Genomic DNA, 12,476 nt, shown 5'->3' with positions numbered 1-12,476 from the left:
AGATCGGCACCTGAATAATGCGGGTTAAAGGGCTGTTGTTTTCTGTTTGAAAGTAGCCCGTAAACCTTATATTTAGGCCAAATTAAAAATCAGGAACCTATTTTCACCCGAGATGAACCCGAGATTTATTTCGCTTTTGCTGGTTGGGCTGCTTTTTGTGAGCAGCTTTTTCTTTTTAGGCTGCCGCAATGCAGAAGTTGACCGCCTCACGCAGCAGGTGAGTCAGCTGGGGCGTCAGAATGCGGAAATGCGCCGCAGTTATGAGCGGCAGCTGGCCGATATGCAGGCACAGCTGGATCAGGCGCAAAGTGAGCTTGCTGTGCTCGATGAGCTGGGCGAGTTCCTGCATGGCGTACGTGCGCGCCTGCACACCAATCAGGGGCCGATTGAAGTCGAGTTCTTCCCGCACGTTGCCCCAATTCATGTTTTCAATTTTGTGGCCCGCGCTGAAAGTGGCTTCTACGACGGTACCCGCTTCCATCGGGTTATCCCCGGATTTATGATTCAGGGCGGCGACCCCCTCAGCCGTGAAGGCGATAAGCTCGAAATGGGCTCCGGAGGGCCGATCAGCGCCATACCGCACGAATTCAACGAAATCAGCCACACCCGCGGTGTGCTCTCCATGGCCCGCGTAAGCGATAAGCGCATGGGGGCCGGTTCGCAGTTCTTCATCATGCACGCCGATACGCCCCGCCTCGACCGCGAATATACCGTGTTCGGAAACGTCCTCAGCGGTATGGATGTGGTTGACGCCATTGCCACAACCCCCACACACCGCGACGACCCGCGCCTCGCCAACCATCCGCTCGAGCCGATGATTATTGAGCGGGTTGAAATATTCCGGCGATAGCCGCCTATGGATACAGAAATTGAGCTAAAACAAGTTGTTGAAGCCCTGATTTTTTCAAGTCCGGAGCCGGTTTCTCCCGAGAGTATCCGCACCATTATTGCGGCCAAAGCCGACGGATTTGAAGTGAGCGAAACCGAGCTCCGTGCGCTCATTGCCGAACTTAATGCGGCATACGAGCAGGGCAGGCATGCCTTTCGCATCAAGGAAATCGGCGGCGGATTTTCCTTTGCCACCCAAAGTGCGTATCACCCCTGGCTCGAACACATTCAGCACGAAAACACGCTTCGGAAAATCTCTCAGACCGCCCTCGAAACCCTGGCCATTATCGCCTACAAACAACCCATCACGAAGCCGGAAGTCGATCACATCCGCGGGGTGGATTCCGGATATGTCGTAAAACAGCTGTTGGAAAAAGGCCTCATTGCTATTGCAGGCCGAAACGACGGCCCCGGGCGTGCGCTGTTGTACAAAACGAGCAACGGTTTCCTCAAACACTTTGGCCTCAAAGCCATCACCGAACTGCCCAAACCACGTGAAATTGAAGAAATACTTCAGGATGACGATATGGCCAAGCACAGACAGCTCATTCTGGAACTAAAGGCCGGCATGGAAGACGACGAAGAAAATCAGAAGTAAGCCATTCCGGCATCCGGGCCTGCGTCCGGCGGTACAGGCAGGTTTGGTCCTATTTTATTTTTGGGGAAAACGCCGTGAACATCACGGTCTTTCGTGCCGGCTCTGAGACCCCAAATCAAAGACAGGTCCCTTGCTTTTTGGTTTTTAATTTTTAGGAGCTGCGTGCGCTATTCTCCGCGTACAAAAACTAAGATACTCGTGTTGCGAATATTGGGTCTAAACACAAAATAATCTTTACTTTGCTGAACAAGCTTAAGTTCGTTTTTTATGAGCGGACCAGGCGCAATTTTTAAATGACTGATGTAGTATGAATGAAAAAAAATCCGGTGCATCCGGAAAGAAAAACCGAAAAACGGGCTCACGACTGAATCCAAAAAAGAAACATGCGGGTGCTAACCGCCGGAGTACAGGCTCAGGTAGTGATGAAGTACCTATGCGCAGGCGGGGTGATTCCAAAGCGGGTAAAGCCCGTGGCCGCCGGCACGAACCGCAGCCCGTGTACGACCATGAAGTGCGGTTCGGTAAAAACGAACCGGTTCGCCTCAACAAGTACATTGCAGCCGCAGGTGTTTGCTCCAGACGCGAAGCCGACAGCCTCATCGAACAGGGCAAAGTGGAAGTCAACGGAGAAGTCATTCGGGAGATGGGGCACAAAGTAGTGGTGCGCGATCGCGTAGTCGTTGACGGCCATGAAGTTAAGCCCGAAGAGTATGTGTACATCCTTCTTAACAAGCCCAAAAACACCATCAGCACCACAAACGATGAGCGCGACCGCCGTACCGTGCTGGATGTGATAGAAAAAGCCACAGGCAAGCGGGTGTACCCCGTTGGCCGGCTCGACCGCAACACTACGGGGCTCATGCTCCTCACCAACGATGGCGAACTCGCGCACCGGCTCATGCACCCCAGCTACAAAATCCGGAAAGTGTATCAGGTCGAAACCAACATGATCTTATCGGATGAGCAGATCACGGCGCTTCGTAACGGTGTACAGCTGGAAGACGGCCCTGCGCGGGCCTACAAAGTGGACCGGCATCCGGTACTTGCAAATGTCATCCGAATGTCTATTATTGAGGGACGCAACCATCAGGTAAAGCGCATGATATCGGCTGTTAATGCGGAAGTGATTTCTCTGAAAAGGGTTGTATATGCCGGCCTTGAAATTGATGATCTCAGATCCGGAAAATGGCGCAGTTTAAGCCGTAAAGAGATTTTCCAGCTGCGCCAACTCGTTAAATTATTGGATAAAAAAACACTGAACTTATGAAATATGGCTCAATAAAAAAGGAATCAGGGGCGATAACCGCGGAAGACGGCCTTAAGATTGCTTATGATATGTATCTCCCTTCAAATGCGGTCAACTCCCTGCCCGTCGTGCTGTTCCTGCACGGGTTTAAGGGCTTTAAAAGCTGGGGTGCCTTTCCCGACGCCTGTTTTGAAATGGCGCGCAGTGGTTGCGCAGTCATTGCCCTGAATTTTTCCCACAACGGCACCGAAGGCCATAGCGAAGATTTTACGCGCCTCGATCTGTTTGCCAGGGAAACATTTTCCCGTGATCTGGAAGATGTACGTGCGGTCATCGACGCCCTGCAGACCCAGAAAATCAAGACCGGTTCTGCAACCCTGGAAACTGACGAAGTCGCCATTATCGGACATTCCCGCGGCGGACATACGGCCATTGCTGCCGCTGCTGAATTCACCGAAGTCACTACGGTAATAACCTGGGCCGCCGTTGCAGATTACACCAAGCACTTCACGGATGATATGAAAGCCGACTGGGAAAAACAGGGCTACACCGAAATTCAGAATGCCCGCACAGGTCAGCTTATGCGCATTGACAAAGTGGTTTATGATGATTTGCTTGAAAATGCCTCCCGTCTTGTCGCTTCAACCCGTGTGCAGAGCCTGATGATCCCCTGCTGCTTTATTCACGGCACACAGGACCCGGCCGTGCCCATGCGAAACAGCGAGCTGTTGTATCAGGTATGCCGCAGTCCCGAAAAGGAGCGTATCATGATCAACGGTGCCGATCACACCTTTGGCTGCTCACATCCCTGGAATGAAGACGATGTGCCGCCGCATTTTCTCACCGTTATAGACAAAACGGTAGAATGGCTGGAAACCTACTTTATCAGCCACAACCTTTAAACATCAAAACAGCTTCGCAGGCCTTACAGAACCTGTGAAGCTGTTCTCTGTTTCAGCGAAAAGCCTGTACTATGCGCCTCTCTATTGCCCTGCTGTCAGCGCTTCTGTGGTTTAGCTTCCTTACAGAAATCACCGCAAGTGCGGCGAAAACCGAGGCCCTGCCCCTTGGTTTCTCTGCAGCTGAACTCCCGCAACAGGAAGAGCCGGAGAGCCCGCAGTTTTTACTGTTGCAGCCGGATTTCATAGCGGATGTACAAGAGGCGACGCGCCTGCTGTATAACCAGGAATTTGACGCTTCAGCCGAGCTGCTTGCGTCCTGGTTTGCGCAGGAGCGGGCCCGTCCGGTGGCAGCACTTTGGGATGCTCTGCCGCTATGGTGGCTCATCCTGTCCGATCTGGAGGCTGAAGCCCATGATGCAGCTTTTATCGAAAAAATGGAGCTGAGCATCAGATCCGCTGATTTAACGCTGCGGCGCGAACGTCAAAACCTTGATGCGCTTGTCGTCAAAACCATTGCACACGGTTTCCTGGCGCGGCTGTATGCCAACCGTGGTGCCTGGTACCGTTCCCTGGTACATGGCAGGCAGGCCATCAACCTGCTCAACGGTGTAGGGCAGCTGCAGCCCGATTTGCCTGATCTGCAGTTTGGGGAGGGCTTATACAGCTATTTCACGGCATTTTTCCATGAACAATACCGCCTGGTGCGCGTCATTTCGTGGATGGTCCCGGCCGGTGATATGGAGGAAGGCCTTGCTCTGCTCCGTAATGCAGCTGAAGAAAGTGCATTTATGGTGCCTGAAGCCGTGTATTTCCTGGCACATATCTGGCTCCATTATGAAAATGATCCGGAAACCGCTGAAGTGTACCTGAACCGCCTGATGGCGGAATATCCCCAAAATCTTTTTTTTAACCGTCTGATGCTCCGCAGTTATTACCAGCAAAGCCGGTTTCAGGAAGCCCTTCAGTTTAGCGGACAGGCCCTTGAGCGCGCAGTCGCACAGTCTGACACCGCAGCCAAAGAAGAAATTTATACCCTGCGCGGGCTCATTTATTACAGGATGGGTCAGCTGGGGCAGGCTGAGCAATACCTGCGCAAAACCCTTGAACTTGCCCCAGCGCTTGAAAAGGGAGAGGTCCGTGTACAGCAGCTTCGTGCCCGGTATCAGCTTGGCCGGCTGTATGAGCGGCTTGGCCGGACAAGAGAAGCGGAGGAGCAGTTCCGGTTTATTGTTAACCTCCGCACGGATTCTCCGGTACGCCAGCAGGCAAGGCGGCACCTTCGCTGAGCAGCAAACTTTTCAGATACGCAGCCAGGTGCGCAGCACCGTCTCCAGCTCAGCGGTGTTAATCGGCTTGCTGAGAAAGTACGTCATACCACTGTTCATGGTGTCGTCCTGCTCATCTTTGAGCACACGTGCTGTAAGGGCAACAATTGGTACCTGTGTGTCAAATGCCCGTATTCTTCTTGTGACTTCCATACCATCCATTTCGGGCATCTGCACGTCCATAAAAATAATATCAGGTTTATGCAGGCCGGCGAGCTCCACGCCTTCCCGCCCGTTTGTTGCTTCAAGTATCTGAGCTTCCGGATAAATGCCCTCCACAAGCGATTTGAACAGCAGGATATTCATCGGCACATCATCAACAACTAAAATGGTGGCTTGTGGAACCATTGGAGCCGGGGGAAGTTCCTGAGCTGTGTCTAAAGCCATGCTTTTATTTTTCTCACCGGCAGCTTTGGTTCCGGCTTCCGATGAGGCCGCCTGAGGCTGAAGCATAGCATTGATTGCCGTAAGGGTTTTTAGAATATCCCCTTTTTTGAGCGGATAGCTCAGGTGATAGCGAATGCCAAGTTCCTGCAGTTGCTGCTCGTTTTCCTGTGTGTGAATGCCGTTGTAGAGCATTACCGTGATAAGTGTGGCCTGATCAGGCAGGTGTTTCAGCTTGGTGCGAATCATGCGCACGGTATCCATACCGTCGAGGTAGGGCATATCACGATCCACAAAAAGAAGGCTGTAAGATTCTGCTTCCAGTTTGGACATGGCTTCAAAGCCGTTGGGAGCGGCATCGGATGCTATGCCGAATCTGCCAAGAGAGCGTTGGAGCAGTTTTCGGTTAATAGCATTGCGGCAAACGACAAGTGCTTTTCGCGCGGCAACGGCGGGTAAATCCGGCTCTTGCGTTTCATTGTGTCGGCAATTGCTCTCAAAGGTGAAAGAAAACCTGCTGCCCGCTCCCGCCTCACTGTCTACCACGAGCGTGCCGCCCAGTTTTTCCGCAAGCAGCGCGCTTATTTTAAGACCAAGGCCCGTGCCCCCATACTTTCTTGTTGTGGAGGTATCTGCCTGTGAGAATGCCTGAAACAGTTTCTTTTGCTGTTCCGCTGAGATGCCGATTCCGGTGTCTCGGACCGCAATCTCAAAACGTGCACGGGACTGCTCCTCGTTGAGAAAGGTAAACCCGGCCGTGAGCTCAATTTCACCCTTCTCGGTGAATTTGACGGCATTGTTCAGCAGGTTGATGCAAATTTGTTTAAAACGAACCGGATCTGTTTCTATCAGCTCCGGCAAATCAATCGGAATATTCAGGATCAGGTCAAGACCTTTGGTGGCAGCCTGATAGCTTACAATGTCGCAGCTTTCTTCCAGAGAGGAACGCAGGTTGGTTTCGATAATTTCGAGATCAAGTTTCCCGGCTTCAATTTTAGAGAAATCCAGGATGTCGTTGATCACTTCCATCAGGGCTTTTCCTGAAAGCTGCACGTTTTGGGCATATTGCTGCTGAACGGCATTGAGGGTGGTGCCCTGCAGCAGCTCCGTGAAACCGATAATGCCGTTAAGAGGGGTCCGGATTTCATGGCTCATATTAGCCAGGAACTCAGACTTGGCTTTGTTGGCGACTTCGGCGAGCTGACGGGATTCGCGAAGACTTTCAAGCAGCTGGCTTCGCTGCAAAGCACTTGCAATACTGCCTGCATAGCTTAGTAGCAGCGCCTGCTCATTCTCATTCCATAGGTTCGGGCTGTGAAGGCGGTCAAACCCGATAATCAGTTCGGTTTTGCCATTCAGCTGAACAGGGGCAAGAATTAACGCCCGGATGCCCTGTTCATCCATAATTTGGGTAATGGCTGTAGCCTCCTTAAAGTCTTCCCGGACCGCCTGAAAGGTCTGACCGTTCTCAAGCAGTGGCGCAACATCACCAAAGAGATCTATGGGCAGATTTTGCAGCTCCGGAAAGCCTTTAACAGGCATGCGATCGTCTGTGTAACACTCATAAATGTGGCTGAAAAGTGTTCCGTGCGCACTTTTTTCCAGATCTAAAATATAAGCCTGCTGCGCGTCAAGGGCTTTCGCTACGGGTAGCAGGGACTCCTGAATGGCAGCAGCAGTGTCCGTTTCAGCAAGCAGACCAGCGGTCGCCTGCGCAATAGCCTGCAGCATTTTCTGATTCCGTATGAGGTTCATCTCATCTTCTCGCTGCCGGGTGATATCCGTCAGAATGAGCATAATGTCTCCGTTGTCGAGGGCTACAGCGGAAACGGATAGAAGTTTATTCTGACCGGTCCGGGTACGAATGCTGACCTCAAGTTCGGTTGTCTTGACAGCATAAACCTGACTGATGGATGCTGTGATTTTATCTTTCTCTTCCTCATCCAAAAAGCTAAAAACCGAAAGGCCAGTCATATTGGATGCCGGGTATTCGCTTAAGCCTGAGACCGCTGGGTTAGCTTCAAGGATTTCGCCGGCATTGTTAATTACCATAATGCCGTAGGCGGCTGACTGAATGTAGGATTTCCACTTTTTCTCTTTGGCCTCAAGGGCGCGCTCGTATTCTTTTTGAGCGGTGATGTCCCGGATGTTGGAAAAAGTGAACAGGATATGACCATCCTGATCAGTCAGTTTACTGCAGGAAACCAAGACCGGGAAACGTGTTCCGTCCTTGCGGCAGAAGGTGAGTTCATGCGCAGCTGCCGGTACTGAATGAGTTAAAGTCTGACCAAGTACGGCCTGGATTTCCTTAGCTTTTTCCTCCGGCCAGTAGGGGTAAGGCGGTCTTAGCCCGATAAGCTCATCCTGACTGAATCCCGTCATTTCACAAAAGGCCTGGTTTACTTGCTGCTGCACGCCTGCGGCATCTGCCAGCGCAAAACCGTCTGACATGTTTTGCAGCACCTGTCCGGAAAACTGCTGCTCCTGCCGGATGCGCTCTTTATCGGCTTCAATATCTGTGATATCATGGAAAGCACCGATAAGATGTGTCACTTTGCCATCTTTTTCAATCGGGTAGCCGGAAGCCCTGACCCAGCGGTGATTGCCCTTTGCCGTGATGAAGCGGCAGACTTTATCATAGGGCTCGTGCGCTTCGATGGCCTTACGCACCGCTTCACGAATAACAGGCTGATCATCCGGGTGATAAAAACTGATGCCATCAAGCAGCATGATATCCGTACCTTTTTCCACCTCATGAATGCGGTACACCTCGTCGGTCCAGGATATACGCTCTGATTCAAGATCCAGCTCCCAGGCGCCAATTCCTGTGAGCCGCTGCGCATCATTTAGAAGAATGGATGTTCGCTCAAGCTCCCGGATGGCAGCTTTTTTTTCGGTGTAATCGAGCCCGTTCCCCTGAATCTCGGTCAGGTTTCCCGCTTCATCCGGAATCGCAGAAAACTCCCAGAGAATGACCGCCCCTTCCGCTGATGCCCACTTTTTTACGAGCTCAAGCTGCACCGGCTGTTCCGGGTTTTGGGTAAGCTGCGCCAAAGCCTCGCTAAATTTGGGAAGGTCTTCCGGCGTAATAACCTCTGCGAAATCAACCCCCGAACAAGAAGTCTTGCCTGCTGAATCCTGGCCGCCCATACTTTCCGCAAATTTCCGGTTGGCATAGGTGATTTTTCCGGAAGCATCCAGCCGGATGATAAAGCTGTTTTGCGTTTCCAGCAGTGCGGCAAGCTGCCTTTCGCTTTTAAAAATTTTGTACTCGGCCTCTTTGAGTGCTGTGATGTCAGAAATGATGCCATCAAGGCGCTGGGGCTGCCCGTTTTCATCCACGATGATTCGGCCCTGATTCCGGACCCATTTGATCGCGCCGGTTTTGGTTCGTACCCGATAGTTTTGGTCATAGATGCCCTGTTTATTCAGGTCCATCATGATTTCGTCGTAGATTGCGGCATCTTCTTCAATAATCATTTCCGACCAAAGACCCGGGTTTTCGAACCACTCCTGAACGGTGTATCCAAACAGTTTTTCTACAGAAGGGCTCGCTAACCTCAGGCGGTAATCAGGCAGGGTTACTGACCAAACGGCGTCCGTAAGTTCATTGAAAACGCTGTGCAGCTTTTCGCGGGAGTCTTCGAGTTCGAGTAGTAGTCGTTTACTTTGGTCAATATCCTGCACAATACCGAAATAGCGCACAATTTTGCCCTTTTCAACAACCGGCGTACTGGTAGCGCGCACCCACTTCCGCTGCTTTGTTTTTTGTGTGATGATCTGCAGCTCAAGGTCATACGGCTGATGATCGGTAGCGGCAACACCGGCAGCTTGTAGCAGTTTTTCCCGGCTTTCCTCCGTAAACAGGCCGAGCATAAAAGGCTGATCAACCGGCGTACCTGTGTCGATCTCAAAGATTTCGTACAGGGTGTCATTCCAGAGGATCTCGTCGGTATCAGGCAGGAATTCCCATCCGCCAACACGCGCAACGCGGTTGGTTTCGATCAGCAGACTCCGTGTTCGCAGTAATTCCTCTTCATCCTGCTTTCTTCGGGTGATCTCTTCTGTTGTGCCAACTACACGGGTAAAAATACCATCCTGAGCTATTTTGACAGCTTTACTCCGGTGATACACCAGTGAGCCGTCGGGGAGAATGACCCTGTATTCCACATCATAGGGAAGATCCTGTTCCAAAAAATCTTTGAACGACTGCTCTACATGGTCGCGGTCGTCGGGATGGATGAGGGAAGCCCAGAAGGCATAGTCAAAGGATTCCACATCTTCACACTGCAGCATGCGGAGCAGGTACGGGCTCCATTCGAGGCTGCCGTCGGCTATGTTCAAAACCCATATCCCGATACCGGTTCCCTGAAGCACGGCGTCGAGTTCCTGATTGACCTGCCGCACTTCATCCCGGCTTTTTTTTAGCGCTTTCTCGGTATTTACCCGGTCGCTGATATCTTCAATAAACGACCAGATTTGTTTTTCGCCGTTTTCCCCAACAGTTGTAAAGCCCCGGAGTTCAACGGGATAGCGGCTGCCGTCTTTGCGGATATACTCCTTCCTGAAGGTTTCATAGCGCCCCGTTTGCTGCATCTGTTCAAGCGCCCTGAGTTCCTGCGGTTTGTATTCCTGCGGCGTTGTGTCCCAATAGGATAGTTTCAGAAATTCTTCCCGGGTATAACCTGTAGGTTCCAGCAGTTTGTCATTTACAAAGACAAATGCTCCGGTCTCAAAGTCGTTGAGGGCAATTCCAATCGGTGATGCCGAATACAGCGATTCGAACAGGCTCAACTGATTATCTTTTTCGGGACTGCCGGTTGTTTCTTCGTCTTCATGTTCCTGATAGAGGGTACCTGCGAGTTTCGATTTGCCGTCAGCTCCCTTATGTACCAGTTTTCCCAAAAACCTGAAGGGCAGCCAGGTGCCTGAAGCAGTACGCAGTCTTGCCCAAAAAGAGCAGCTTGTGCCGGGCTTTCCGCTTTCTGCGGTCCGCCGGATGACCGCCGCAGCTTTTAGCAGATCGTCTCTATGCAACAGGGTACGTGCTGCAGGCAAGGGTACTTCGGCTTCATCCGCATACCCCAGTGTGTGCATCGCGCCATCGCTTAGCCGAAGTTCATCGTCTTCGCCGGTAGTCCAGGTCCATAGGCCGTCGCAGAAAGCTTCAGGCTCAAACCCAAAGTCTCCTTCGCTTACTGCGCGCTTGTCCGTAGATTTCGTATTGTGCTGATTCATCGGTTGTGCATCACCGCTAGTGTACCGTTAAAGACTGAGGGGTAGCGTTGAATAATGAAGCTTTTCCTGAGGCAAATAAAGTATTGGAAAATTAACCTTAAATGGCAAGATAATAAACATACATACCGGAGCTGTAAAAAAAATAGGTACTGTATTTGTGAGCAAAACAAAAAAGGCTGCCGCGCAGAATTTGCACAGCAGCCTTTGCTAAACATGTTTTAGCTGTTATTTATGGAGCGGGGTATACAAAGCTTGCCTGTAAACCCAGCGGGATGCCAATAGCCCAATAAGCAAGGAGGAAGATTGTCCACGTAACCAGGAAGATAAAGAAGTAGGGTAGCATCATGGAAACCAGCGTACCGATACCGGTTGACTTCACATATTTCTGACAGAATACTACAACAAGCGGGAAGTAGGGCAGCAGCGGGGTGATGATGTTTGAGACGGAATCACCAACACGGTAGGCGGCCTGTGTAAGGTCAGGAGAAATACCAAGCCCCATAAGCATGGGTACAAAAATCGGGGCAATCAGCGCCCACTTTGCTGAAGCCGAACCAACAAGCAGGTTTACAAAGGCCGTCAAAAGAATAATACCCACAATGGTCACTGCACCCGGCAACTGCAGCTCCTGCAGGAAATTAGCCCCTTTCAGCGCGATCAGGATACCGATGTTGGATTCTGCAAATGCATCAATAAACAGGGCACAGAAAAACGCCATAACCATGTAGTAGGCCATGGTTCCCATCGCCTGACTCATGCTGTCAATCACATCTTTTGATTTGGTGAAGGTGCCCGACATGTAGCCGTACACAATGCCCGGCAGGGCGAAAAAGATGAAAATGAGGGGAACAATCATCTGCATAAGGGGTGCAGAGAAGGAAACCAGCGACATTTGATCCGGATTGGCCATATCTGGTCCGCGGAGGGCAGAGTCTTCAGGGATGGCCCAGACTACCAGTACAGCAATAGCAGCAAACATGGCAAAGGTAGCAGCCCAAAACGCGCGGCTTTCTTTCGGGGAAACCGATTCCAGTTTGGGAAGGTCTTCTTCATCGGCATCAACTTCGACGCCCTGAAGGCGGGGTTCAACAATTTTATCGGTAATGTACCAGCCTACGCCAACAATCAGAAAGGAAGATAAACCGGTAAAAAAGATATTGTTGAGCGGGTTCAGCTGAATGTTCGGGTCAAAAATCTGCGCAGCACTTTGGGTGAAGCCCATCAGCAGCGGGTCAATACCGGAAGGCACGAAGTTGGCACTAAAGCCCCCGCTAACCCCCGCAAAAGCTGCCGCAATACCGGCCAGCGGATGTCGCCCGGCCGCGTAGAAAATGACCGCACCCAGCGGAATCACCAGTACATAGCCGGCATCAGCCGCGGTATGGCTCACGATGGCTACCAGGATGAGCATTGGGGTAAGCAGTGCTTTTGGCGTTACGCCGAGCAGCTTTTTGAGCGCTACGTTGATGTAGCCGGAGTTTTCCGCAAGGCCGACCCCGAGAATCGCAACAAGTACAATACCGAGCGGGGCAAAGGTTACGAAGGTGTTCACCATGCCGGCCAGGAAGGCGGCCAGCTGTACACCGGTGAGCTGACTCTGAACGCGGAGGGCTTCACCGGTACGGGGGTCGACTTCACCGAAATCGAATGGGGCAAGCACTAAGGATAAGAACCAGACAATGAGGAGCAGAATAAAAAACAGGGCTGCCGGATCAGGAAGCTTGTTGCCGGCTACTTCAATAAAATCCAGAAAGCGCTGTAAAGCACTTTTTTTTCCGGATGCATCAGTTTGATTGTCCATATGGAGTTGGTAAGAGAAGGGTTATGCGAAGCGCATTTTGGGGCGCATCTTATAAGCCTGTGAAATACTGAAAATCTGATACACTTATCAAGTC

General features: G+C 51.5%; 7 protein-coding genes. 5 read left to right on the top strand and 2 right to left on the bottom strand.

The window, feature by feature from the left end:
* Positions 1-112: 112 nt before the first annotated feature.
* The 5 genes from CYPRO_RS00330 (at position 113) to CYPRO_RS00305 (ending at position 4,920) form a co-directional block, all read left to right on the top strand.
* Positions 113-850, top strand: a complete 738-nt coding sequence (locus CYPRO_RS00330) for a peptidylprolyl isomerase (RefSeq protein ID WP_240644798.1) — start codon at positions 113-115, stop codon at positions 848-850.
* Positions 851-856: 6 nt separating this feature from the next.
* The gene (scpB, locus tag CYPRO_RS00325) at positions 857-1,486 is read left to right on the top strand and encodes an SMC-Scp complex subunit ScpB (RefSeq protein ID WP_114982599.1); all 630 of its coding nucleotides are present in this window, start codon (positions 857-859) and stop codon (positions 1,484-1,486) included.
* A gap of 307 nt (positions 1,487-1,793) precedes the next feature.
* Complete coding sequence (locus CYPRO_RS00315; protein WP_240644797.1) at positions 1,794-2,753, top strand: pseudouridine synthase; 960 nt, start codon at positions 1,794-1,796, stop codon at positions 2,751-2,753.
* On the top strand, positions 2,750-3,634 hold the full coding sequence (locus CYPRO_RS00310; protein ID WP_114982596.1) for an alpha/beta hydrolase family protein: 885 nt from the start codon (positions 2,750-2,752) through the stop codon (positions 3,632-3,634). Before CYPRO_RS00315 ends, CYPRO_RS00310 begins: the two co-directional genes overlap by 4 nt.
* A gap of 71 nt (positions 3,635-3,705) precedes the next feature.
* Positions 3,706-4,920 carry a tetratricopeptide repeat protein gene (locus tag CYPRO_RS00305; protein WP_114982595.1) on the top strand — a complete coding sequence of 405 codons (1,215 nt, stop codon included), beginning with the start codon at positions 3,706-3,708 and terminating at the stop codon, positions 4,918-4,920.
* Positions 4,921-4,932: 12 nt separating this feature from the next.
* Here CYPRO_RS00305 and CYPRO_RS00300 read toward each other — a convergent pair whose 3' ends face one another.
* Together CYPRO_RS00300 and CYPRO_RS00295 are read right to left on the bottom strand one after the other, a co-directional pair.
* A complete protein-coding gene (locus CYPRO_RS00300; protein WP_114982594.1) occupies positions 4,933-10,581 on the bottom strand; it encodes a PAS domain S-box protein in 5,649 nt (1,882 codons plus the stop codon).
* Positions 10,582-10,810: 229 nt separating this feature from the next.
* The gene (locus tag CYPRO_RS00295; RefSeq protein ID WP_114982593.1) at positions 10,811-12,382 is read right to left on the bottom strand and encodes an AbgT family transporter; all 1,572 of its coding nucleotides are present in this window, start codon (positions 12,380-12,382) and stop codon (positions 10,811-10,813) included.
* Positions 12,383-12,476: the final 94 nt, after the last annotated feature.

The sequence above is a fragment of the Cyclonatronum proteinivorum genome (assembly GCF_003353065.1).
GTDB lineage: Bacteria > Bacteroidota > Rhodothermia > Balneolales > Cyclonatronaceae > Cyclonatronum > Cyclonatronum proteinivorum.
The sequence above is the reverse complement of the archived record's forward strand: the minus strand, read 5'-3'. Positions and strand labels throughout refer to the sequence as shown.